The following is a 22,515-nucleotide window of genomic DNA, read 5'->3' as shown; positions in this document are numbered from 1 at the left end:
GCTGGCGTCAGGCGGTCGCCGCACTCTGGCGCTGACGGGAGAGGGCCGCGTCCACCGCCTGCTGTTGATCCCGGCGGGTGATCCAGTGGTGGTAGGTGCGCGTGTGGATCGTCACCGAGTGGCCCATCATCCGCGCCGCCACGGTGTCCGGCAGGCCGATGTGGATGGTGCGCACGGCCCAGGCATGGCGCAGGTCGTAGGGGGTGATCGGCAGGCCGTAGCGACGGAACTGCTCGGCCACCCGCCGCCCCACCTGCTGCAGGGTGGTGCGGCCGAGGTCGGTGCAGACGGGGGGCAGGGCGGCGACCTCCGCCCCGAGGCGGGGGAGGTCGAAGTGCTCCACCCAGGCGGGCTGGAACGGCCACACCTGGTGTTCACCGGTCTTGCTGGTGGGAAGCACCCGCAGGACCCGATCGCCGCCGGGCGCCAGGGAGGAGAGATCACAAAAAAAAACTTCGTGGTTGCGCAAGCCGTAGGTGGCCATCAGCCCATAGGCCAGACGCCACTGGGGGTTGGGGATGCGCTCCAGAAGCTCCAGGATCACGGCATCACTGGGCAACTGGCGGAACTGGGCCCGGTGCAGGCCGTAGCCCCCGGCCCGCTGGCCCCAGTCGGGCGGCAGCTCCAGCTCGAGAAAACGGGCCAGGGCCGCCAGCACAAGGCCGCACTGCTGGCGGCTGCGGCTGGCGGGGCCATAGCTCTCCAGCACCTGGAGCAACAGGTCCCCGTCAGGCGGCCCACCACCCGCCAGGGCCTGGGCCTCCAGCCGCCTCAGGTAGGGCAAGTAGGCGCTGCGCCACGTGGTGAGCGTACCGGCGCGGTTGTGGCGACGGCGGGCCTCGCCATGGAAGCTGCGCTCGAAAGCGGCCAGCCAAGGGGCCCCATGGTCAAGCCGCGCCCGTGAGTGAAGTGGTGGAGGCTCCGGGAGGGTTGTTGGGCTGATCCCACCTGAAGCAGCTGGCGCCGCAGGGCGCGCCGATCCCCAATCAGCCCAGTGGAACCGTTGCTGCTGCAACTGCTGCACCAACTTGCGCAGCTGCTGCTGGGCCTGGCGCAGGCCGCTCTCATCGGCAGGCAGGCCCAGGCTGATCCGTTGCACCGGGTGGCGGCCGCTGCCCCTGCGGCAGGGCAGCGGGCCGCGCAGGCCCAGCCGCTGGCCCCGCAGCTCCAGGCGCAAGGACAGCCCCCCCGCCGCCAACAGGGCGTTCTGCTCACGGATCAGGGGCTCGATCGAGGCGGACACGGGCGCATCGAAAGGGCGCGCCGACCCTATCGAGCCGAATCGGCGACGGCCAGGGGTGCTGAGGCAGCGTTACGCTCGGCCCACTCCCCACCCCCCCAGGCATGGCCAAGGTCGGCGTGCTGCTGCTGAACCTCGGCGGACCTGAGCGCATCCAGGACGTGGGGCCGTTCCTCTACAACCTGTTCTCCGACCCGGAGATCATCCGGCTGCCCACGCCGCTGCTGCAGAAGCCTCTCGCCTGGTTGATCAGCAGCCTGCGCAGCAGCAAGTCCCAGGAGGCCTACAAGGCCATCGGCGGCGGTTCCCCCCTGCGCCGCATCACCGACCAGCAGGCGCGGGAACTCCAGAGCGAGCTGCGCTCCCGCTCTGTGGAGGCCACCACCTACGTGGCGATGCGCTACTGGCACCCGTTCACCGAATCGGCCGTGGCGGACATCAAAGCCGATCATGTGGACGAAGTGGTGGTGCTGCCCCTCTACCCCCACTTCTCGATCAGCACCAGCGGCTCCAGCTTCCGGGAGCTGCAACGGCTGCGCCAGGCGGATCCGGCCTTCGCGCACCTGCCGATCCGCTGCATCCGCAGCTGGTATGACCACCCTGGCTACATCGGGGCGATGGCTGAACTGATCACCCGTCAACTGCAATCCTGCGCCGATCCAGCCAACGCCCACATCTTCTTCAGTGCCCACGGAGTGCCCAAGAGCTACGTGGAAGAGGCCGGCGATCCCTATCAAACGGAGATCGAGAGCTGCGCCGATCTGATCATGGCCAGGCTCGAAGCCGATCTGGGCCACCGCAACCCCTTCACCCTCGCCTACCAGAGCAGAGTGGGACCGGTCGAATGGCTCAAGCCCTATACCGATGAAGCCCTGGTGCGCCTGGGGGAAGAAGGGGTCAAGGAGCTGGTGGTAGTGCCGATCAGCTTCGTGAGCGAGCACATCGAAACGCTCGAGGAGATCGACATCGAGTATCGGGAGATCGCCACCGAAGCAGGGATCACCAACTTCCAACGGGTTCCGGCCCTCGATGTCACTCCCAGCTTTATCAGCGGCCTGGCGGATCTGGTCCAGGAGTCGATTGCAGGCCCGGAGGTCAACCTCGACCAGGCCTCCCAATTGCCCAAGCGCGTGAAGCTCTACCCCCAGGAGAAGTGGTCCTGGGGCTGGAACAACAGCTCCGAGGTCTGGAACGGACGGCTGGCCATGGTGGGCTTCTCGGCCTTTCTGCTGGAACTCCTCAGTGGGAAAGGCCCCCTCCACGCCCTGGGGCTGCTCTGAAGCCCATGCTGCGCCGACGCCCCCTGGCTCTGATGCTGGCCCTGGCCCTGGCCCCGCTGCCGCTGGCCGTGGCGCCGGCTGGTGCCAACGGCGGCTGGAGTCGGGGCGTGTTTCCGGTCACCGCCTTCCTTGGTTACACCAGCCACTACGGCACAAGGATTGGGCCGGGCGGGTCAGCTCAACCCCACAACGGCCTCGACATCGCCGCTCCGATGGGCTCACCGATCCGCAACTGGTGGAGCGGAGTGGTCAGCGATGTGTTCAGCGATGGGGCCTGCGGCACCGGCCTGATCATCCGTTCAGGGGATTACGAGCACATCTACTGCCATCTCTCCGGCACAGTGAATGGGAGCTGGTACCGCAGTGGTCCCCTGGCGATCCACCAGGGTCAGAGGGTGCGTGCCGGCGAGGTGATCGCCCACGTGGGCATGAGCGGGCGCACCACGGGCCCCCACCTCCACTGGGGCATCCGTTACCGGGGCGAATGGCTCAACCCCGGGGTGATCCTCAAGGCGATGGTGCTCAGCCGACGCCGTTGAGCCGGGGTCGGGTAGCGAAAAACAAGACCGCCATACCCCGGTGCCTTGACCACGCCTTAGGGTGAGCCGATCTCACCGACTGGGTTCTGCCGCAGCCGTGACCCTCACGTCCGTTTCCCCTGCGGCGGAAGCCGCCGTCCTGCCCGTCCCTGGCCGCGTCAGCGGGGCCTACGCCCTGATGGATGCCCTGCACCGCCATGGGGTCAAGCACATCTTCGGGTACCCCGGCGGGGCGATCCTTCCCATCTACGACGAACTGCACAAGGCCGAGAGCCGGGGCTGGTTCAACCACATCCTCGTGCGCCACGAGCAGGGCGGCACCCATGCCGCCGACGCCTACGCCCGCGCCACCGGCCAGGTGGGGGTCTGCTTCGGCACCTCCGGCCCCGGTGCCACCAACCTGGTGACCGGCATCGCCACCGCCCAGATGGACTCGGTGCCCCTGGTCGTGATCACAGGCCAGGTGAGCCGTGCGGCGATCGGCACCGACGCCTTCCAGGAAACGGACATCTTCGGCATCACCCTGCCGATCGTGAAGCACTCCTGGGTGGTGCGCGACCCCGCGGACATCGGCAGGATTGTGGCCGAGGCCTTTCTGATCGCCTCCAGCGGCCGGCCTGGCCCGGTGCTGATCGATGTGCCCAAGGATGTGGGCCTCGAAGAATTCGACTACGTGCCCGTGGCGCCCGGAAGCGCCAAACCCGCCGGCTACCAGCTGCCGGCTCCCCCCAAGGCCGCCGCCATCACCAAGGCCCTGGAGCTGATTCGCCAGGCCCGCAGGCCCCTGCTCTATGTGGGTGGCGGTGCCATCAGCTCGGGGGCCCATGCTGCGGTCAAGACGCTCGCCGAACGCTTCCGGCTTCCCGTCACCACCACCTTGATGGGCAAGGGTGCCTTCGACGAACAGGCCGCGCTGGCGGTCGGGATGCTCGGCATGCACGGCACCGCCTACGCGAACTTCGCCGTGACGGAGTGCGATCTGTTGATCGCCGTCGGCGCCCGCTTCGATGACCGAGTCACGGGCCGGGTCGACAGCTTCGCCCCCCGCGCCCAGGTGATCCACATCGACATCGACGCCGCCGAGGTGGGCAAGGTGCGCGTGCCGGAGGTGCCGATCGTCGCCGATGTGCGCGACGCCCTTGAAGCCCTGCTCGCGGCCTCTGAAGGGGAACCGGCCAGTCACCGCACCGAGGCCTGGCTGGAGCGCATCGACAGCTGGAAGCGCCACTACCCGCTCGTGGTGCCCGCCCCTGAAGGCGCCATTGCCCCCCAGGAGGTGGTGGTGGCTCTGCAGGAGCTGGCCCCCCACGCCTTCATCACGACCGATGTGGGCCAACACCAGATGTGGGCGGCCCAGTTCCTCCATAACGGACCCCGCCACTGGATCAGCAGCAGTGGACTGGGCACCATGGGATTCGGCCTGCCGGCGGCCATGGGCGTGCAGGTGGCCTACCCCAAGGCACAGGTGATCTGCGTGGCCGGTGACGCCAGCATCCTGATGAACATCCAGGAACTGGGCACCCTCAACCAGTACGGGCTGCCTGTGAAGGTTGTGGTGATCAACAACGGCTGGCAGGGCATGGTGCGCCAATGGCAGGAGAGCTTCTATGGCGAGCGCTATTCCAACTCAGAAATGAGCGGCGGGATGCCCAACTTCGCCGCCCTGGCGGAGGCCTTCGGGGTCCGGGGCATGACGATCAGCGAGCGTGAGAATCTCCACGCTGACCTGGCCGAAGCCCTGGCCCACCCCGGTCCGGTGTTCATCGATGTGGTCGTGCGCCGCAACGAAAATTGCTATCCGATGGTGCCTCCAGGCGCCAGCAACGCCCAGATGGTGGGTCTCCCGAGCCACCCAGAGCTGGCGATCGACACGATTCGGCAATGCGGCAGCTGCGGCAGCAGCACCGCCAGCGCCCACCTGTTCTGCCCCAGCTGCGGGGCGAAACTCTGAGCCCTGGCCGCCCCCTGCTCGCTCTCTTACTGAGTGCGATCATGATCAGCTCCCTTCTCCTCTCCCCCTCGGCTTCCTGGGCCGCGGAAGTGCTTTCCGTACGGGGCCCGACGCGGCTCCAGGTGGGCGACCGTAACCGCGTCTATGGCGTGCGTCTGCCCTGCGTGCGGGTGAGTCCGCCCCAAGAGGCCGCAGCCATCAATCTGGTCCGCCAAAAGCTGCCCCGCCACAGCCGTGTCAACCTCCGGCCCGTGGGGACGAGCGACGGTGAGCTACTGGCCAGGGTGACGGTTCTCAGCGGAGGAGAAGACCTCGGCCATGTCCTGGTGGCGGCGGGCCTCGCAGAGCCCCTGGAGCTGGGAGACAGCCAGGGTGCCTGCCTGAATGCAAGGGCTCTCAGCTCTGCGGACCCATCCTTCAGCCCTGAAGGATGAGCTTGAACCGCACAGCCAAGGGCATTGTGCTGGTGCCCAGCCTCCTGCTGGGGGGCGCCTTCCTCTCGGCCGGTCTTTGGCTGCAAGGGGAGGCTGCCGTGAACCGGCCCGTCGCCCTGGCGATCGGTGGGGTACTGATGGGCGCCGGGCTGTTGATCCAGTTGCTGCCCGAATCCCGGCCCACACCTCTGGATTGAACGCCCGCAGGATTGAACAGCTGCCGTACTCACTCCCGAGAGCTGCTCTGGCATGGGTCGGCTTTTGAGCTCCCCATCCAAGAGGATGGAAAGTTTAAGAGCCGTCACCGTCTACTGCTTGCCCAGCGACCTACTTCGGGGCCACGGGCGAAGGGGTCTTCGCCGCTCCACCCTGCTGTTGGACCAGTTTGAAGTATTCGGGGGTGGGGAAGAACACGTAGAGGTCATCCTTCTGTTTGATGATCTCGCGCAGCACGGCGGAAAGATCAGCCGCCTGGGGCATCAGCTTCTGGCGATCGGGAATCTTGGCCAAGGCATTTTCAAGGGCGTCAAAGGAGAAGAAAAACACCCCCCGGGGTCCCTGGGGGGTGTTGAGCGTCAGGAAGGGCCTTGTGAAGAACACCGGCACGCTGAGGCCTTCAGCGATGGCTTTATCTGTGAGCCCCTGCTGCTTGAGCAGCTTCACCGCTTCGGCCCGGTCCTGGGGACGGGGGATCACGGCGCCCAGAAGCTTCTTATCCTTGAGTTGCTTGTTGAGCTCGAGGATCTTGTCGTTGGCGACGTTGAGGGGAATCGGCAGCAGTTTGGCCTTCACAGCAGGATTGGCCTTCTTGAAAGCCGCCAGTTCGCTCTCGGCCTTGGTGCGATCCAGATAGAGGGGAAGGATCAGATCCTTGTCCCGGGGAATGGGCAGGGGTGTGCCCTTCTCGTCGGTGAGCACGAACACAGGGATCACCGCCAACTTCTTGGCCGCCACCGCTTCGGTGATCGCCTGGGCGGGGTGAGGGACCATCAACAGGCCACCCGTCGCCAAGCTGAGCTGGGAAGCGACGGCGAAAGCCACACCCAGGCGTCCCCAAAGGGAGACCAAGCCAAAGCTGGATGAAGAAAGGCGAGCCCGCATGCGTCCAAGGCTGGATCAAAGCAGCCTAAGCAAGGGATCGGTCCTAGCTTTCTCTGGCTGGACGGTGCAAGGCATGACCACTGGCAGCAGGGTTCTTGGGGTCCTCGGGGTGCTGGCCTCGCTCCTGGGGATGCAAACCCTGGCCGGGAGCACACCGCTGCCCCGGCCTGTGGTGATGCTGTTGCCCTCCGAGCAGCGGTTGGCGGGAGTGGGGGATGGCCTTCGGCGCGGCTACCGGCTGGCCCAGGAGCAGAGCGAGGTCTGTGGAGGGCTGCCCCCGGAGCTGGGCCTGGGCTGGGTGCCACCGGCGTCCAACCCCCTCAGGGCCTTGGAGGCCGGCCCTCCCCTGTCGCTGCTGATCGCTCCGCCAGCGGCCCCCTTGGCCGCCTACGGCCAGCTGGCGGAACGCCTGGAGGCGACGGTGCTGTTGCCTCTGCAACGGGGACTTTCCCTGCGGCAGCTTGCCTCCCTGCGAGGCTCGGAGCGGCTCTGGCCGCTCACGCCTGCGCGCAGCGAGGCCGCGGACCAACTGGCTCGCGCAGCGGTATCGAGGGGTTGGAAGCGGGTCATGGTGATCCGTGATGGCTCCGCCGAAGCGGGGCAATGGGCCGAACGCTTCGTGGGCACGCTGCAGCTGGCGGGGGGAAGCTCCATCGGCGCCGCGGAGGAACCGATCCGCGTCGATCCCGCCCAGACCAAGGACTGGGCCCAGCTTCTCGATGACGTGAGCTGGTATAGGCCCCAGGCCCTGATGGTGATCACCCGCCCCGGCAGCCCCCTGGCCCGGGCGGCGGCGGCGGCCCAGTGGCCCGAAGCGCTGGCCCTGGTGTGGCCCTTCGCGACCTGGCGCGACCTGGCGCGACCACAGTTGGGCATTGGCACCACCAGCCAGGGGCCCGGCTGGGGGCCGTTCGAGCAGGCTTTTCGTCGGCGCTGGGGCTACCCGCCAGGGCTGGTGGAGGCCGCCGGATACGACGCCGGTCAACTCACCGTGGTGGCGGCTGTTCCGGTTCAGGCCACGGGCCGGCTGGGCTGGGATCTGCGCTGGCTGAATGCGCGTTTGAGCGCCACGGATCTCTGCTCTTCTCTGGCATTACGACGCGCGGGACAACAGCTTGCTTTGAAGGGCGCCGCCAGCAAGCTGGATCTGGTCCCCGCTGGTTCCCCCAACGCCGAGCTGCAGCTCAGCGACCGACCTACCCGCCCCTGAAGTGCCATGGCGATCCGCCCCGTTGTCAATGCTCCAGCGCCTCTGGTGGTCCCCCTCGAACGGGTGGGTCTGGCGGACATCTCTCAGGTGGGTGGAAAGAATGCCTCCCTGGGGGAATTGATCCAGAAACTCGCTCCGGCCGGAGTCATGGTGCCGGGTGGATTTGCCACCACCGCTGCGGCCTACCGCCTGTTCCTGGGGCGCAACGGCCTGGTCGAGCCGCTGGAAGCCCTGCTGGGGAACCTCGACGTCGCAGATTTGCGCGCCCTGCAGGCCGCCGGTCTGGGGGCTCGGCACCTGCTTCTGGCGGCACCGCTGCCCGACGAGCTCGTGGCGGCGATCCGCGCGGGCTACAGGCGATTGGCGGAAGCCATGCCGGCGGGCCGGCGAACACCCGAGTCTCCCGTGGTGGCAGTGCGCTCCAGCGCCACGGCCGAAGACCTGCCCGAGGCCAGCTTTGCCGGCCAGCAGGAGACGTACCTGAACATCCAGGGGGAGGAGGCCCTGCTGAAGGCCTGCCACCGCTGCTTCGCCTCCCTGTTCACGGACCGGGCGATCTCGTACCGCCAACTGCACGGCTACCGCCACGACGAGGTGGCCCTCTCGATCGGTGTTCAGCGCATGGTGCGCTCCGACCTGGCCAGCTCCGGCGTGCTCTTCACCCTCGACACCGAAACCGGCTTCCGGGACGCGGTGCTGCTCACCGCCGCCTACGGCCTGGGGGAAAACGTGGTGCAAGGGGCTGTGAACCCCGATGAATGGCTGATCTTCAAGCCCACCCTGCTGACGGGGCACCGGCCGATCCTCAGCCGCCGGCTGGGCAGCAAGGCTATTCGCATGGTCTACGCCACCTCCACCGACCAAGGCCACAGTTCAGCCCTGGAAGCTGCCACCACCCTCAACAGGAGCGTGCCTGAGGCGGAGCGCCTGTGCTTTGCCCTCAGCGACGATGAGGCCCTCACCCTGGCGACCTGGGCCTGCCGCATCGAGGCCCACTACTCCGAAGTGCACGGCACCGCCACTCCCATGGACATCGAGTGGGGCAAAGACGGCCTCACCGGCGAGTTGTTCATCCTCCAGGCCAGGCCGGAAACCGTCGAGTCGCGCCGCTCAGGGGCGGTGCTGCGTCGCTGGCACCTGGAGCCGCACCACGCAGAGCGCCTCAGCCATGGCCGCGCCATCGGCGCCTCCGTGAGCAGCGGCCGCGCCAAGGTGATCGACAACCCCAGCCAGATCGATCAGTTCGAGAGCGGCGATCTGCTCGTCACTGTCCGCACCGACCCCGACTGGGAGCCAATTCTCAAGCGTGCCAGCGGCGTGATCACCGACCAGGGGGGCCGCACGTGCCATGCCGCGATCATCGCCCGGGAGATGGGGATCACCGCCATCGTCGGCACCGGCGACGGCAGCAGGACCATCCCCGACGGCGCAACGATCACCGCCAGCTGCTGCGAAGGGGATGAGGGCCAGATCTACCGCGGGGCGCTTGATTTTCGGCTTGAGGAAACGGCGCTGAACGATCTACCCGCAACCCGCACCCAGATCCTGATGAACGTGGGCAACCCCGAGGAGGCCCTGAAGCTGGCGGCCATCCCCTGCGATGGCGTGGGCCTGGCGCGGCTGGAATTCATCATCGCCAACCACATCCGCGTTCATCCGATGGCGCTGCTGGCCCCGGAGCAGGTGGAGGATCCAGGCGAACGGCAGGCGATCGCTGAGCTCACGGTCGGCTACGACCACCCCGCCGACTACTACGTCGATCTGCTCAGCCAGGGCATGGGCCGCATCGCCGCCGCCTTCCACCCCCGGCCGGTGATCCTGCGCTTCTCCGACTTCAAGAGCAACGAGTACGCCAACCTGCTGGGGGGCCGCTGGTTCGAGCCGAGTGAGGAAAATCCGATGCTCGGCTGGCGGGGGGCCTCGCGCTACGGCTCCCCCGGGTTCAAAGAAGCCTTCGCCCTCGAATGCCAGGCCCTGCGGCGGGTGCGCGAAACGATGGGGCTCGATCAGGTGATCCCGATGGTGCCCTTCTGCCGCACCCCCGAGGAGGCCGATCGGGTGCTGGCGGAAATGGCCTGCCACGGGCTGGAGCGTGGCCGAGCCGGCCTGCAGGTGTACGTGATGTGCGAACTGCCCAGCAATGTGATCGCGATCGATGCTTTTGCCCAGCGCTTCGATGGTTTCTCGATCGGCTCCAACGACCTTACCCAGCTGACCCTCGGCCTGGATCGGGATTCGGCCCTGGTGGCCGAGCTGTTCGATGAACGCCAGGAGGCCGTCACCGAGCTGATCCGCCTGGCGATCCGCGGGGCAAAGCGCAACGGCCGCAAAATCGGCATCTGCGGCCAGGCTCCGAGCGACTACCCGGAGTTCGCGCGCTTCTTGATCGAGGAGGGCATCGACTCGATCAGCCTCAACCCGGATGTGCTCCTGGCCACGCGCCTGTCGGTGGCGGCGATTGAAGCGGAGCTGGCTGGTAGCGCTGCCACAGCAGGAGCAGATGGGCCCCCGAGCGCAGAAGGCTGAGCACCGCCAGGGCAACACAGAGCGGGCAGTGGGTCAGCGACATGACAAGGGAGGACCGTGGCCCAAGGGTGGCATCGATCCCCTGGCGTCGCCGGTGTTCCGTTGGATGCTGGAATGTTCCCTTGCGCTCCAGGGGCTCAGGTGCTGCGGCTGAACGCGCTGAGGCTGCCCCTCGACCATGACGAGGACGCCCTGGTGGCGGCTGTGTTGCGGCGCCTGCGCCTCCCCGCCGCCGATCTGCTCAGCCACACGGTCGTCAAGCGCAGCATCGACGCGCGCAAGCGTCAGGCCATTCAGCTGAGCTACGGGCTGGATCTTGAAGTGAAGGGTGAGGCGGCAGTGCTGCGGCGCTTCAGTGGCGACCCCCAGATCCAGCCGAGTCCCGACACGCGCTACAGGCCCGTCGCCAGGGCCCCGGAACACTGGGGATCAGGCGGCGAACGGCGGCCGATCGTGGTCGGGGCCGGTCCCTGCGGCTACTTCGCTGCCCTGCTGCTGGCCCAGATGGGCTTTCGGCCGGTGCTGCTGGAGCGCGGCAAAGCTGTGAAGGAGCGCAGCGCGGACACCTTCGGGTTCTGGCGCGGCACCAGCCCCTTCGACCCCGAATCCAATGCCCAGTTCGGCGAGGGCGGAGCAGGCACCTTTTCCGACGGCAAGCTCTACAGCCAGGTGCGTGATCCGCGCCACATCGGCCGCAAGGTGCTGGAGGAATTGGTGGCTAGCGGAGCCAACCCGGAGATCCTGAGCCTGCACAGGCCCCACATCGGCACCTTCAAGCTGGCCACGGTGGTGCGCAATCTGCGCGCCCGCATCGAAGCGCTCGGAGGTGAGGTGCGCTTCTCGAGTCGGGTGGAGCGGCTGTTGATCGAGGGCGCGGGCAGCGGACGCCGGGTCGTGGGCGTGAAGCTCGTCGATGGCCGTTCCCTGGAGGCGGAACAGGTGGTTCTGGCGATCGGTCACAGCGCCCGGGACACCTTCGCTGGCCTCCACAGCCAGGGGGTGGCCATGGAGCTCAAACCGTTTGCGGTGGGGCTGCGCATTGAGCATCCCCAGTCCCTGATCGATCAGGCCCGCTGGGGGGCCCGCGCCGGCCATCCGCTGCTTGGGGCAGCGGAGTACAAGCTCGTGCACCACGCCAGCAATGGCCGAACGGCCTACAGCTTTTGCATGTGCCCGGGGGGACTGGTGGTGGGGGCCGCCTCCGAAGCCGGGGGTGTGGTGACCAACGGGATGAGCCAGCACTCCCGCAACGAGCGCAACGCCAACAGCGCCATCGTGGTGGGCATCACCCCAGACGACGTGGCTCCCTTCGGCATCGGTCCCGGGGACCCCCTGGCGGGAGTGGCGTTTCAGCGCCATTGGGAAGCCAAAGCCTTTGCCCTGGGTGGAGGTACCTACCAGGCACCGGGCCAGCGGCTTGAGGATTTCCTCGCCGGCCAGCCCTCGGAGGGCTGCGGAGCGGTGCGACCCTCCTATGCCCCTGGGGTGCGGTTCACGGATCTGGGTGCAAGCTTGCCGGGCGAAGTGATCACGGCGATCCGGGAGGCCTTGCCTGCCTTCGAGCGAAGGATCCCAGGATTCGCCATGGCTGGTGCCGTGCTGACAGGCGTGGAAACCCGCACCTCGTCACCGCTGCGCTTGCCGCGGAGTGAGACATTCGAGAGCACCAACACTGCCGGGCTCTATCCAGCGGGTGAGGGAGCAGGCTATGCCGGCGGCATCCTCTCAGCGGCGATCGATGGGATCGAGGTGGCCGAGGCCGTGGCGCTCACTCTTCATCGTCGTCACTTCCCAGGGGCACCAGACGAATCTGCTTGCGACCCAGCTTGATCTCGAACTCATCGCCGGGGGAAAGATCGAGGATGGAGGTGTAGGCCTTACCAACCATGAGGTTACCGTTGAATTGAACCTTGGTGGTGTAGCTGAGCTTGCGCCCCCCTTTGGAGGTCTTGCTCCCTGCGGCAAAATCAACGCCTTTCGCTGCCAGAAGCGCTTCATAGAAGGCCGTGAAATTCAGCCGCTCACTGCCGTCTTTCTTGCTAGAGACGTAACCGCAGGCCCGCACGATCTCCGATTTGCCAGAGTCTCCTAATTCCTTGACCTTTGCCAGAAGATCAGCACCTGTGAGCATGGTCGAATGTGTGCGAACAGCCCCATCTTCTCACCTCATCGGCAGCTTGCGTTGCGTCCAAAGGTGATACTCGGCGGATCAACATTCTCCCCCTCTCCCCTGGGGGCCTGCCCACAACGGCCATACGTTCGCATGGAACACCTTGACCCAATATTGGACTATTAAGACTGGGCAACGATGCCACTCCACTGAACGGCCTTGACCTGATCCCGCCGCCAGGAATGGAACAGCAGAGGCTCCTCAAACGTGCAGAGCGGACAGGCACTGATCGCGTCCGCGGTAATCCCCTCGCGCTCCAGTTGCAGCCGAATCGCCAAACGAAGATCGAGCCGATCGCGACCTGGTTCCCCGTCAGGGACAATTGCAGAAACCGCTTCGAGGGCCGCGAACCGCTCGGAAAGGTCATCACCGCCGAGGGCCAGGGCCACCTGCTCGCTGACCCGTCGCTCCACCTGGTAGTTGGTGCCGCTGATCGCCGGACCCAAGGCCACCTGCAGGTGCTCGCGGAGGCTGCCTGAGCGCACCAACTGCTCGATCGCCGCTGGGAGAATCCGCGCGGCCATCCCCCGCCAACCGGCGTGGCAAGCCGCCACCCGGCCACTGGCGGGATCAGCGATCAGCACCGGCGGACAGTCGGCGCCACAAACCCAAAGACTCTGGCCGCCTTGATCACTCACCAGCCCATCCGCCTCCGGCCAGGGGGCTGAAGGGGCCTGGGAGGCCGGAAGAACCACGGCGCCATGGATCTGGCTGGGTCGGTGCACACTCACGCCGGCACTGATGACACCGGCGAGGACCTCGGGTCCCCTGCCCGACCACTGGCGGGTGAAGAAGCCGTGCTCGAATTCAGCGAGCCGATCGCACTGCAGGTAGTAGCCCCCATAACAGCCAATCCAGCTCCAGCCCTCCAGGGCGTTGAAGCCCACATCGGGGCGATCAAAGGGAGGATCGATGGCCTCAGCCATGGCTGAACTCAGGGATCGGGCAGGTCCCGCAGCAGCCAGAACCCCTCCAACCGCGGCTCGCTGACGCTGGCCTGCACAGCGATGAACTGCACCCCGCCAGCCTGCTCGCGGGCGGAACGAAAGGCCTGCGTCGCTGCCGCAGCCTCATCGGCCCCAAGGTTGGCCAGCAGCCAGCGGGATTCGATCCCCGCCTCCAGCACCAGCTGTTCTCCCGTGATCTCCAGTCGCACCGGCTCCAACCCCGCCAGCCAACCGGCGATGGCCAGGGCTCGGGTGCGGCTGAACAGGCGCACCCCCTGGACGGGGGCGGCGGGATCAAGCCCTTCCGGCAGGGCCACCAAACCAGAGAATCCGATCGGCCACTGGGCGGCGTCGCGCAGATCGCCCAGGGGAATCGTGGCCCAATCCCAACTGTCCCCGCGCACCGTCTCGGGCAGGGGCAACGCCAGGGGCTGAATGGCGGTGGGGGGCGGCGCCAGGGGCCCGGCCAGGAAACCAGGCTCCTGGGGATACACCGAGCGCTGGCGCTCCTGCAGCCACTCCACCAGGGCATAGCAGCGGCGGGAGGGAATCACATCGAGGCCCAGTTGCTCCGCAGCCCGCTGCACCATGGTGCGCATCGAACCGCGCCAGCAGCGCAGGCGGCGGGGGGGAGCAAAGCCCTGGGCGCTGGCCTCGGCCAGGGCCTGATCGAGGGCCCCCTTGAGCCAGGCCGAGTTAACGCTGCCGGCGGGGCAGGTGAGGTGCCAGCGAAAAAACGGTTCAGCTCGATCCAGGGCGGGGCTTGAGCAGATCAACAGCTCCCAGCGCTTTTTTCCATCCGGCTCAAGCACCGGCCTGGAGTAGTAATCGAGTTCCCAGTCGGCGAGGACGGCCGTGATCATCCGGCGTTCTGCTCCTGCTGGCGCAGCACGCTGCGGGCTCGGTTGGCCCGATCGACCGCTTCAGCCATCACCTTCTCCTTCTCGACCAGCAGTTCTCCAGGTTGGCCCTCCAGCAGGGCGGTGTTCAAAGCGATGCGTCCGCGGCCAGGATCCAGCTCGGTGATCAGGGCCTTGACCCGATCCCCTTGGTCGAACACCTCCCGCAGCTCCCGCAGGCTTCCGCCGGTGACAGCGGAGTGGTGCAACAGTCCGCTCACTCCGCCCAGATCGACGAAGAAGCCGTAGGGCTTCACCGAAACCACCTGGCCCTCCACCAACTGACCCACTTCCAGATCGGAGAAGCGGGCGGAAATGGCGGCGCGCTTTTCCGAGAGGACCAGCTTGCGGGTGTCACCGTTGACCTCGAGGAAGGCCAGGCCGAGCGTTCGGCCCACCAGGGCTTCGTGGTTCTCCCCCTCCTGCAGCTGGGAGCGGGGAATGAAGGCCCGTAGGCCCTCGAGATCGCCGGTGACACCACCCCTGTTGAAGCCGGTGATCTTCACCTGCACAACCTTGCCGTCCTTTTCCAGCTGCTTGACCTTGTCCCAGCTCTGTCGAAGCGCCAGGGCCCGGCAACTGACCGTGACCATCCCGTCAGCGTTCTGCTCACGCGTGACCAACACCTCGATCGTCAGTCCCTTGGGGAAACGCTCCTTGAGGTTGGTGATCACCCCGAGACCGCATTCGCCCTTGGGCATGAACGCAGGGGCCTTGCCTCCGATGTCCACGTAGACCCCATCACTCTCCGGGCCGATCACGACACCGCTGACCACCTCTCCGGTGGTCCCCACGGGCTCGTTCTCGTCGAGGGCGGCCAGGAAGGCCTCCTCGTCGAAGTCGAAATCATCGACACTGCGGGCGGTGCTGACCGCTGGGGCGGGCGCCGAGGCGGGGGCGGAACGCCCCCCCTTCGAGCGCTTGTCGGCGGGACCCAGCAGGTCGGCCATCGTGAGCCCCTCAAGCTCACCCAGATCGAACAGGGCGTCATCACCGGGGGAGTCGAGCTTTCTTGCCACCGACCTGGTGGAGGCAGCTGGCCGAACGGGGGCCTGCAGAGGCGCCTCACCGCGGGCCACCCGGGCAGCGTTCTCAAGGTCGGCAGCGCGCTGGAGGGCCACCTCGGCTTCGGCCCGGGCGGCAGCGGCCTGTTGCTCAAGCTGTTGCTGCTCTTCGCGCTTGCTGATGTGCAGCACCTGAAGGGGTTGACGGGAGGGGGCTCCCGCCACGGGTGGAGCGGCCGGCGGCCGGGCCGCCTGGGGCGGGAGGGGCCGGGGTGAACGGGCCGGTTGAGGCGGCTGCGGGTTGCCGGATCCGGCCATGGCCTGGAAAAGGTGACAGCCTTCCACTCTAGAGACGACCCCTCGGATGAAACGCTCCCTGGCTCACATGGCCTGGCCCGATGTGCAGGGGGCCGCCCGCCGGGAGGGCAGCACGGTGCTCTGGCCCCTGGGCGCCTTCGAGCAGCACGGCCCCCATCTGCCGCTTGGCACCGACGGGCTGTTCGCCGAGCGGATCGCCAGCGCCGTGCTGGAACGGCTGGAACCGCAGTTGCCGATCTGGCGGCTGCCCCTTTGCCCGTTCGGCTTCTCCCCCGAACACCAGGCTTTCCCCGGCACCGTGAGCCTGCCGGCGGAGCTGCTGATCGCGCTGGTGCTGCAGGTGGGAGCGGATCTGGCGCGAACGGGCTTCGAGCGTCTGGTGCTGTTCAACGGCCATGGCGGCCAGATCGGCCTGCTGCAGGCGGCGGCCCGGCAACTGCGGGCCTTGCATCCTGAGCTGGCGGTGCTGCCTTGCTTTCTGTGGAGTGGCCCAGAGGGTGTCAGCGCCCAGCTCCCGGAACCCGAGCGCAGCGAAGGCCTGCATGCGGGCCTGGCGGAAACCAGCCTGATGCTCCATCTGGACCCGAAACACGTTGGGCCCGACCGACCACGGGACGGTCAGCTCAGCAGCCCGCCCCCCCCCGGTTGGAGCCTGGAGGGGCCAGTACCCGAGGCCTGGCTCACGGGCGATCTCTCCAACTCTGGCGTTGTTGGCGATGCCTCCGGCGCCAGCCAGGCCCTGGGAGCGTCCTTGAACGAGGCTTTGGTGGAGGGCTGGAGCCGCCTGCTCACCAATCTGCTGACCAGCACCTGGCCGCCACGGCCGAGCGGAGGTCCGTCGGCCCCATCAGCGGAGGCCCCTGCCCCCTGAGTCAGGTGGAGACCCGTCAGGCGGGGCCTGGCGGTGATGGCTAAAGTCGAGACTTCTCTAGCGATGCAAGGACGCCATGCCGATCCTCGAATCAGACGCGGGCCTGGATACCGCCTCCCTCGGGGTTTCCGGCACGAATTTGCCAGATTTCGGCAGTGCCTCCTACAAGGACGCCTACAGCCGGATTAACGCCATCGTGATCGAGGGCGAACAGGAAGCCCACGACAACTACATCTCCCTCGGCACCTTGCTCCCCGATCAGGCCGAAGAGCTCGATCGTCTGGCACGCATGGAGCTCAAGCACATGAAGGGCTTCACCGCCTGCGGCAAGAACCTTGCGGTGGAAGCAGACATGGACTTCGGCCGGGAATTCTTCTCACCCCTGCGCAACAATTTTCAGAGTGCCCTCAGCGAAGGCAAAGTGGTTACGTGCCTGCTGATCCAGGCCTTGCTGATCGAGGCCTTCGCCATCGCGGCTTATCATATCTACATTCCCGTCGCCGATCCCTTCGCCCGCAAAATCACAGAAGGGGTCGTCAAGGACGAATACACCCATCTCAACTACGGCCAGGAGTGGTTGAAGGCCAATTTCGAGGCCAGCCGCGCTGAACTTGAGCAGGCCAATCGGGCCAACCTGCCCCTGGTTCGCACGATGCTCGATCGCGTGGCCTCCGACGCGGCCGTGCTTCAGATGGACAAGGAAGACCTCATCGAAGATTTCCTGATCGCCTACCAAGAAGCGCTCACCCACATCGGGTTCAGCACCCGCGAAATTGCCCGGATGGCAGCGGCGGCCCTGGTCTGAGCTCCCCGGCCGAATGGATCCTTGCCCCCAGGCGAGGTCGGTAACGCCGCATGCTCCACTGGTTCCATGTCCCGCCTCCGTTCATTCGCCGCGCATGTTTGGTCTGATCGGTCACTCCAGCAGTTTTGAGGAAGCACGCCACAAGGCCCGCACCCTCGGCTACGACGACTATGCCGATGGCGATCTGGACATGTGGTGCAGTGCCCCGCCCCAGCTGCTGGAAACCATCCAGGTCACCAGCCCCACGGGCGCCACGATCCAAGGCTCCTACATCGACTCCTGCTTCGTGCCGGAGATGCTCAGCCGCTTCAAAACGGCTCGGCGCAAGGTCCTCAACGCCATGGAGCTGGCCCAGAAAAGCGGCATCGACATCACTGCCCTGGGGGGCTTCACCTCGATCATCTTTGAGAATTTCAAGCTGCTTCAGTTCCAGCAGATTCGCTCCACGATGCTTGAGTGGTCGCGCTTCACCACCGGCAACACCCACACCGCCTGGGTGATCTGCCGCCAGGTCGAAACCAACGCTCCCCTGGTGGGCATTGAGCTCAACCGCGCCAAGGTGGCCGTGGTCGGTGCCACCGGTGACATCGGCAGCGCCGTCTGCCGCTGGCTGCAACAGCACACCGGGGTGGCGGAACTTCTGCTGGTGGCGCGTCAGGCTCTACCCCTTCTGGATCTGCAGGGCGAGCTCGGTGGCGGCCGCATCCTCGAGCTGGCACCGGCCCTTGCCGAAGCCGATGTGGTGGTGTGGGTGGCCAGCCTGCCCCAGACCCTGGAAATCGACGCCGCCCGCCTGCCGAAACCCTGCCTGATGATCGACGGCGGCTACCCCAAGAACCTGGACACCAAGGTGGCCGGCAACGGGGTGCACGTGCTCAAGGGTGGCATCGTCGAGTTCTGGCAGGACATCGGCTGGCAGATGATGGAAGTGGCCGAAATGGCCAATCCCCAGCGCCAACTCTTCGCGTGCTTCGCCGAAGCGATGTTGCTTGACTTCGAAAACTGGCACACCAACTTCAGCTGGGGCCGCAACAACATCACCCTGGCCAACATGGAGAAGATCGGCAAGGCCTCGGTGCGCCACGGCTTCCAGGCCCTGGGACTCACTCCCGCCCAACTTGGTTCCCTGGCGACCGTCTGATTCCGTTTCGCCAACCGTCTCGCCCAGCGCCGTTCTCTCTCCCCCGACCCATGGCCCGCCGCCCCCTGCTCGCGTTCGAGAAACCCCTGGTGGAGCTCGAGGAGCAGATCGAGCAGATCCGACAACTGGCGAAGGATTCTGAAGTGGATGTGAGCCAGCAACTGGTGCAGCTGGAAACCCTGGCGGCCCGCCGCCGCGAGGACATCTTCAGTGCCCTGACCCCAGCCCAGAAGATCCAGGTCGCGCGCCATCCTCAGCGGCCCAGCACCCTCGACTACATCCAGCTGATCACCGAGGAGTGGTACGAGCTCCATGGCGACCGGCGGGGCTCCGACGACCAAGCCCTGATCGGTGGCGTGGGGCGCCTCGGCGATCAGGCCGTGGTGCTGATCGGCCACCAGAAGGGACGCGACACCAAGGAAAATGTGGCGCGCAATTTCGGCATGGCCTCACCAGGGGGCTACCGCAAGGCCCTCCGCCTGATGGAACACGCCGACCGCTTTCGCTTGCCCATCCTGAGCTTCATCGACACCCCCGGCGCCTACGCCGGGGTGCTGGCAGAGGAGCAGGGGCAAGGGGAAGCCATCGCCGTGAACCTGCGTGAGATGTTCCGGCTTCGCGTGCCGATCATCGCCACGGTCATTGGCGAGGGGGGCTCCGGCGGCGCCCTGGGCATCGGTGTGGCCGACCGACTATTGATGTTCGAGCACAGCGTCTACACCGTGGCCAGTCCAGAAGCCTGCGCCTCAATCCTCTGGCGCGACGCCGCCAAGGCCCCTGCTGCCGCCGCCGCCCTCAAGATCACGGCCCCCGACCTGCTCAAGCTCGGGGTGATCGATGCGGTGATCCGTGAACCCTCCGGCGGCAACCACTGGGCACCCCTGGAGGCCGCAGGCGCCCTTCAGCAGGCCTTGCTCCAGAACCTGGACGAGCTCAAGGCGCGCAGCCAGAGCCAGCTCCTTGAGGAGCGCTACACGAAGTTCAGGCGAATGGGCCGTTTCCTGGAATCAGCGGGATCGTCCGTGCCGGAGTCGGCCGCTGACGCCTCCGACGCACAGCCCTCGGGGGCTGATCCTGCCCTGGGGGACATCTCACTCGGCGCCAGCGACGCTGGGTCTTGAGTCGATCGTCAACGTTGGAGCCAGCGGCGCGACCAAGCAGCTCCCAGGCTTGGGTCAACGATGCCGACGCCACGGAAATCCCGTTCCCTGCCTAGTCTTTCAAGACAGTCACAGTGACCTTTGCCTGCCGTACTCATCACAGGCGCATCAAGGGGAATCGGAGCCGCAGCCGCCCACCGCTTCGCCCAAGCCGGTTTCGATCTCATGCTCCTTGCCCGCACCTCTTCTGACCTCGAAGCGGTGGCCCAAGCCAGTTCCGCCCTAGGTCGCAGGGTGGAAACGATCACCGTTGACCTCAGCCATCCAGAGACGGTGCAACCCGCTCTCGATGATCTGCTCGGCAGGGGTCTACTGCCCTCGGTGCTCATCAACAATGCCGGCGCTGCTTACAATGGAACTCTTGCCGACATGACGCTGAGCCACTGGCAATGGCTCTTTCAGCTCAATGTCACCAGTGTGTTCCAGGTCACCCAGGCGCTCCTCCCCCGCTTGCGGACGGTCAATGGGCTGATCATCAATGTGAACAGTCACGCCTCCCGTAAGGCCTTCCCTGAATGGGGGGCCTACTGCGCCAGCAAAGCCGCCCTTGAATCGTTCAGCCGTTGTCTGGCCGAAGAGGAACGCAGCCACGGCATCCGCGTCAGCACGCTCACCTTGGGGGCGGTCGACACCCCTCTTTGGGGGACGGAAACCGTCCAAGCTGACTTCGATCGCCATGCCATGCTTTCAGTAGATCAAGCGGCAGAAGCCCTGTTGTTTCTGGCCCAACAGCCTCCGTCCCAGGTGGTGGAAGACATCACCCTCATGCCCGCCACCGGAACTCTTTGATCTCCATGACGTCCACCCTTCCCTCCAGCAGGAGTCTCAAAACTGCCGCGCCCCAGCCGGTCAGTTCCCCGGGCTCAGTAGCTGCTCCGATCAGCCTGCGCATCCGCCAACGGCTTGATGGGGCAGGCGTTCCCTATCTCGCCAACGACAACGTCGCCGATTACCTCCAAGACGGTGAACTCGATCAGTTGGAAATCGAGGTGGCCGGCAAGGTGCGCGAGCTCCTGCGCAGCCTTGTGATTGACATTGACAACGACCACAACACCGAGGAGACAGCGGAGCGGGTGGCCCGCATGTACCTCCATGAGGTGTTCAAGGGCCGCTACCACAAGCAGCCCAAGATCGCCAGTTTCCCCAACGTCAAACAGCTCGATGAGATCTATACCGTTGGCCCCATCAGCGTCCGCTCCGCCTGCTCGCACCACCTGGTCCCGATCTTGGGAAATTGCTGGATCGGCATCAAGCCCGGTGATCGGGTGATTGGCCTCTCCAAGTTTGCCCGGGTGGCCGACTGGGTGTTCTCCCGCCCCCACATCCAGGAAGAGGCCGTGATGATTCTGGCCGATGAGATCGAGCGCCTGTGCCAGCCCCAGGGTCTGGCGATCCTGGTGAAGGCTCAGCACTACTGTATGAAGTGGCGAGGGGTGAAAGAACCCCAGACGAGCATGGTGAATTCGGTGATGCGCGGCGATTTCCGCCACGACCCCAGCCTCAAGCAGGAGTTTTTCGAGCTCGTACGCCAGCAGGAAGCCCTGCTCACCACCTGAGACTCACCCGCCTCGATTAACTCAGATAGCGGCGAAGGCGCTGCAACATGAAGACTCCGCCATTGAGATGGCGGCCTGCTCCCCTCAGTTGGTCTTGAGCACCGGCCCAATCGGAGCCGCGGAGACCCGTCTGACGCCGCCGTCCTGAGGAACGACGACCACCACCATCAGTTGACGTCCCACATCGGCGGAGCCGGGGGTGTAGGCGGTCCCGGTGGCCCCAGGGATCAGGCTCCAACGGCTCTCACCTGGGGCGATCCGATACCAGTGGTAGGCGCTGGGGGGAAGGCCCGCGAGCGAGCTGGCCCGCAGGCTCGCCCAGATCAAATTCCCCTCAACCGCTTGACCGGTCAGCACCAGCCCATCAAGCCCGGTGACCGTCTGTTGGATCGCTCCTTCCAGCTTCTGATCGCTGGCAATCGTCTTGCGCAGCACATTGATCTGCTGTTGGGGATCAGCGGTGAGACCGGGCACACACTGGAGCGTTCCGTCCACCAATTGACAGCCAGGAAGCATGGTCTGGGCACTAACTGCATGGCCTGAGCACGCCAGCAGCATGAAGCCAGCGACGGCGCCAGCGGACAGGAAGCGGAAGGCAATCATCGCTTGAGGGTCAACCGGGCTGATCTTCGCCCGAACCTGACCCTCCATCATCTCTCAGGCCGCTGACCAACAGTTTCACTCTGGATAGATCTTTGTCCCCAGGGGAGCGCTCCACGCCGCTGGAGGCATCGAAGCCGTCGGGTCGCAGCTCCCGCAGGAGCCCAGGCAGCCGCTCCGGTGAAACCCCCCCCGCCAACCACCAGGGCAACGGCGGGGCGAAGTCCCGCAGCCAGGCCAACGGAATCGCCTGGCCCGTGCCCCCCAGCTGATCCGGCGCCCAGGCATCGAGCACCAAGGCATCAACGGCGCCGACGTAGGTCAGGGCCTGGTCCAGATCGGACTTGGAGCGCACGCGCAGGGCCTTCCATAGCGAGCAGCCCAGGCGCTCACGCAGGGCAGCGCAGAAGCCCGGACTTTCCTGGCCGTGCAGCTGGACCACCTGATGCCCCTGATTCAAGTTCAGCTCTTCGAGGGCGTCGGCTCCGGGATCGGCCACCACCAGGACCCCGAGCACCGTTGGATTCACCGCTGCCACCGCTTTGAACAACGCCGGACGCTCGGCCGGCTCCAGAAAGCGTGGGGTACCGGCAACGCCGATCACACCGATCGCGTCGACCCCCAGGCGCGCCACCGCCGCCGCTTGCTCCGGCTGGCGAAGGCCACAGATCTTCAGTCGGGGCCTCGGCACGGGGCTCGATCAGCGCATCCCACCTTTCTAGGATCACCCCAACAGACGTCCCGGCCAAGCGGGGCATCGCCG

General features: G+C 66.4%; 21 protein-coding genes and 1 pseudogene. 14 read left to right on the top strand and 8 right to left on the bottom strand.

What is annotated here, in order from left to right; translation table 11 throughout:
* Positions 1-7 precede the first annotated feature (7 nt).
* On the bottom strand, positions 8-1,243 hold the full coding sequence (locus tag KBY88_RS05810) for a site-specific integrase (protein WP_254938968.1): 1,236 nt from the start codon (positions 1,241-1,243) through the stop codon (positions 8-10).
* A gap of 101 nt (positions 1,244-1,344) precedes the next feature.
* On the opposite strand from KBY88_RS05810, the gene hemH reads away from it, so the two are divergent.
* From hemH to KBY88_RS05785, 5 genes are all read left to right on the top strand, one after another.
* The gene (hemH, locus tag KBY88_RS05805) at positions 1,345-2,520 is read left to right on the top strand and encodes a ferrochelatase (RefSeq protein WP_254938967.1); all 1,176 of its coding nucleotides are present in this window, start codon (positions 1,345-1,347) and stop codon (positions 2,518-2,520) included.
* Between the two features lie 5 nt (positions 2,521-2,525).
* Positions 2,526-3,059 (top strand): M23 family metallopeptidase, encoded by a 534-nt coding sequence (locus KBY88_RS05800; protein ID WP_254938966.1) that lies wholly within the window; start codon positions 2,526-2,528, stop codon positions 3,057-3,059.
* Positions 3,060-3,156: 97 nt separating this feature from the next.
* Positions 3,157-5,010, top strand: coding sequence for a biosynthetic-type acetolactate synthase large subunit (gene ilvB / locus KBY88_RS05795; RefSeq protein WP_254938965.1), 1,854 nt, complete (start codon positions 3,157-3,159; stop codon positions 5,008-5,010).
* A 41-nt stretch (positions 5,011-5,051) separates the two neighbouring features.
* On the top strand, positions 5,052-5,444 hold the full coding sequence (locus KBY88_RS05790) for a hypothetical protein (protein ID WP_254938964.1): 393 nt from the start codon (positions 5,052-5,054) through the stop codon (positions 5,442-5,444).
* Positions 5,441-5,641, top strand: a complete 201-nt coding sequence (locus KBY88_RS05785) for a GIVxVP protein (RefSeq protein ID WP_254938963.1) — start codon at positions 5,441-5,443, stop codon at positions 5,639-5,641. Before KBY88_RS05790 ends, KBY88_RS05785 begins: the two co-directional genes overlap by 4 nt.
* Before the next feature lie 130 nt (positions 5,642-5,771).
* Here the strand turns inward: KBY88_RS05785 and KBY88_RS05780 are convergent, their stop codons facing one another.
* Positions 5,772-6,545: a Tic22 family protein gene (locus KBY88_RS05780; RefSeq protein ID WP_254938962.1), complete on the bottom strand. Its 774-nt coding sequence runs from the start codon at positions 6,543-6,545 to the stop codon at positions 5,772-5,774.
* 73 nt (positions 6,546-6,618) lie between these two features.
* Here KBY88_RS05780 and KBY88_RS05775 point away from each other — a divergent pair, with 73 nt between their 5' ends.
* From KBY88_RS05775 to KBY88_RS05765, 3 genes are all read left to right on the top strand, one after another.
* On the top strand, positions 6,619-7,755 hold the full coding sequence (locus KBY88_RS05775) for an ABC transporter substrate-binding protein (protein WP_254938961.1): 1,137 nt from the start codon (positions 6,619-6,621) through the stop codon (positions 7,753-7,755).
* 6 nt (positions 7,756-7,761) lie between these two features.
* Positions 7,762-10,281 (top strand): phosphoenolpyruvate synthase, encoded by a 2,520-nt coding sequence (gene ppsA / locus KBY88_RS05770; protein ID WP_254938960.1) that lies wholly within the window; start codon positions 7,762-7,764, stop codon positions 10,279-10,281.
* Positions 10,282-10,422: 141 nt separating this feature from the next.
* Positions 10,423-12,111 carry an NAD(P)/FAD-dependent oxidoreductase gene (locus KBY88_RS05765; RefSeq protein WP_254938959.1) on the top strand — a complete coding sequence of 563 codons (1,689 nt, stop codon included), beginning with the start codon at positions 10,423-10,425 and terminating at the stop codon, positions 12,109-12,111.
* Here KBY88_RS05765 and KBY88_RS05760 read toward each other — a convergent pair.
* The 4 genes from KBY88_RS05760 to KBY88_RS05745 all read right to left on the bottom strand — a co-directional run bounded on the left by KBY88_RS05760 (position 12,050) and on the right by KBY88_RS05745 (position 15,619).
* The gene (locus tag KBY88_RS05760; RefSeq protein WP_254938958.1) at positions 12,050-12,412 is read right to left on the bottom strand and encodes an AbrB/MazE/SpoVT family DNA-binding domain-containing protein; all 363 of its coding nucleotides are present in this window, start codon (positions 12,410-12,412) and stop codon (positions 12,050-12,052) included. The genes KBY88_RS05765 and KBY88_RS05760 overlap by 62 nt on opposite strands.
* Positions 12,413-12,573: 161 nt before the next feature.
* On the bottom strand, positions 12,574-13,377 hold the full coding sequence (pgeF, locus tag KBY88_RS05755; RefSeq protein ID WP_254938957.1) for a peptidoglycan editing factor PgeF: 804 nt from the start codon (positions 13,375-13,377) through the stop codon (positions 12,574-12,576).
* Positions 13,378-13,385: 8 nt separating this feature from the next.
* Complete coding sequence (locus tag KBY88_RS05750) at positions 13,386-14,261, bottom strand: Tab2/Atab2 family RNA-binding protein (RefSeq protein WP_254938956.1); 876 nt, start codon at positions 14,259-14,261, stop codon at positions 13,386-13,388.
* On the bottom strand, positions 14,258-15,619 hold the full coding sequence (locus tag KBY88_RS05745; RefSeq protein WP_254938955.1) for a S1 RNA-binding domain-containing protein: 1,362 nt from the start codon (positions 15,617-15,619) through the stop codon (positions 14,258-14,260). The genes KBY88_RS05750 and KBY88_RS05745 overlap by 4 nt, the downstream gene beginning before the upstream one ends.
* Before the next feature lie 46 nt (positions 15,620-15,665).
* Between KBY88_RS05745 and KBY88_RS05740 the strand changes: the two genes are divergently transcribed.
* The 6 genes and pseudogenes from KBY88_RS05740 (at position 15,666) to folE (ending at position 21,152) form a co-directional block, all read left to right on the top strand.
* Positions 15,666-16,490 carry a creatininase family protein gene (locus KBY88_RS05740; protein WP_254938954.1) on the top strand — a complete coding sequence of 275 codons (825 nt, stop codon included), beginning with the start codon at positions 15,666-15,668 and terminating at the stop codon, positions 16,488-16,490.
* Positions 16,491-16,566: 76 nt separating this feature from the next.
* A complete protein-coding gene (locus tag KBY88_RS05735; protein WP_254938953.1) occupies positions 16,567-17,295 on the top strand; it encodes an aldehyde oxygenase (deformylating) in 729 nt (242 codons plus the stop codon).
* 94 nt (positions 17,296-17,389) lie between these two features.
* Entirely contained in the window at positions 17,390-18,436 is a 1,047-nt protein-coding gene (locus tag KBY88_RS05730; protein ID WP_254938952.1) for a long-chain acyl-[acyl-carrier-protein] reductase, read from the top strand.
* Positions 18,437-18,486: 50 nt separating this feature from the next.
* A pseudogene (locus tag KBY88_RS05725) lies at positions 18,487-19,455 on the top strand (acetyl-CoA carboxylase carboxyltransferase subunit alpha); the annotation flags it as partial.
* Between the two features lie 222 nt (positions 19,456-19,677).
* A complete protein-coding gene (locus KBY88_RS05720; RefSeq protein ID WP_254938951.1) occupies positions 19,678-20,385 on the top strand; it encodes an SDR family oxidoreductase in 708 nt (235 codons plus the stop codon).
* A gap of 5 nt (positions 20,386-20,390) precedes the next feature.
* On the top strand, positions 20,391-21,152 hold the full coding sequence (gene folE / locus KBY88_RS05715) for a GTP cyclohydrolase I (RefSeq protein WP_254938950.1): 762 nt from the start codon (positions 20,391-20,393) through the stop codon (positions 21,150-21,152).
* 84 nt (positions 21,153-21,236) lie between these two features.
* Here folE and KBY88_RS05710 read toward each other — a convergent pair whose 3' ends face one another.
* Both KBY88_RS05710 and KBY88_RS05705 read right to left on the bottom strand, forming a co-directional pair.
* Entirely contained in the window at positions 21,237-21,755 is a 519-nt protein-coding gene (locus tag KBY88_RS05710) for a hypothetical protein (protein ID WP_254938949.1), read from the bottom strand.
* Between the two features lie 10 nt (positions 21,756-21,765).
* Positions 21,766-22,443 (bottom strand): phosphoribosylanthranilate isomerase, encoded by a 678-nt coding sequence (locus tag KBY88_RS05705; protein ID WP_254938948.1) that lies wholly within the window; start codon positions 22,441-22,443, stop codon positions 21,766-21,768.
* Between the last annotated feature and the right edge of the window lie 72 nt (positions 22,444-22,515).

The organism is Cyanobium sp. Morenito 9A2, from assembly GCF_024345575.1.
GTDB lineage: Bacteria > Cyanobacteriota > Cyanobacteriia > PCC-6307 > Cyanobiaceae > ATX-6F1.
This window is presented reverse-complemented; position numbering and strand designations above follow the sequence as displayed.

What these genes read in the sequence shown, in the direction of transcription:
- hemH (WP_254938967.1), top strand. Translation starts at nt 1,345, where the DNA reads ATGGCCAAGGTCGGCGTGCTGCTGCTGAACCTCGGCGGACCTGAGCGC.
- KBY88_RS05800 (WP_254938966.1), top strand. Translation starts at nt 2,526, where the DNA reads ATGCTGCGCCGACGCCCCCTGGCTCTGATGCTGGCCCTGGCCCTGGCC.
- KBY88_RS05790 (WP_254938964.1), top strand. Translation starts at nt 5,052, where the DNA reads ATGATCAGCTCCCTTCTCCTCTCCCCCTCGGCTTCCTGGGCCGCGGAA.
- KBY88_RS05785 (WP_254938963.1), top strand. Translation starts at nt 5,441, where the DNA reads ATGAGCTTGAACCGCACAGCCAAGGGCATTGTGCTGGTGCCCAGCCTC.
- KBY88_RS05780 (WP_254938962.1), bottom strand. Translation starts at nt 6,545, where the DNA reads ATGCGGGCTCGCCTTTCTTCATCCAGCTTTGGCTTGGTCTCCCTTTGG.
- KBY88_RS05775 (WP_254938961.1), top strand. Translation starts at nt 6,619, where the DNA reads ATGACCACTGGCAGCAGGGTTCTTGGGGTCCTCGGGGTGCTGGCCTCG.
- ppsA (WP_254938960.1), top strand. Translation starts at nt 7,762, where the DNA reads ATGGCGATCCGCCCCGTTGTCAATGCTCCAGCGCCTCTGGTGGTCCCC.
- KBY88_RS05760 (WP_254938958.1), bottom strand. Translation starts at nt 12,412, where the DNA reads ATGCTCACAGGTGCTGATCTTCTGGCAAAGGTCAAGGAATTAGGAGAC.
- pgeF (WP_254938957.1), bottom strand. Translation starts at nt 13,377, where the DNA reads ATGGCTGAGGCCATCGATCCTCCCTTTGATCGCCCCGATGTGGGCTTC.
- KBY88_RS05750 (WP_254938956.1), bottom strand. Translation starts at nt 14,261, where the DNA reads ATGATCACGGCCGTCCTCGCCGACTGGGAACTCGATTACTACTCCAGG.
- KBY88_RS05745 (WP_254938955.1), bottom strand. Translation starts at nt 15,619, where the DNA reads ATGGCCGGATCCGGCAACCCGCAGCCGCCTCAACCGGCCCGTTCACCC.
- KBY88_RS05740 (WP_254938954.1), top strand. Translation starts at nt 15,666, where the DNA reads ATGAAACGCTCCCTGGCTCACATGGCCTGGCCCGATGTGCAGGGGGCC.
- KBY88_RS05735 (WP_254938953.1), top strand. Translation starts at nt 16,567, where the DNA reads ATGCCGATCCTCGAATCAGACGCGGGCCTGGATACCGCCTCCCTCGGG.
- KBY88_RS05730 (WP_254938952.1), top strand. Translation starts at nt 17,390, where the DNA reads ATGTTTGGTCTGATCGGTCACTCCAGCAGTTTTGAGGAAGCACGCCAC.
- folE (WP_254938950.1), top strand. Translation starts at nt 20,391, where the DNA reads ATGACGTCCACCCTTCCCTCCAGCAGGAGTCTCAAAACTGCCGCGCCC.
- KBY88_RS05710 (WP_254938949.1), bottom strand. Translation starts at nt 21,755, where the DNA reads ATGATTGCCTTCCGCTTCCTGTCCGCTGGCGCCGTCGCTGGCTTCATG.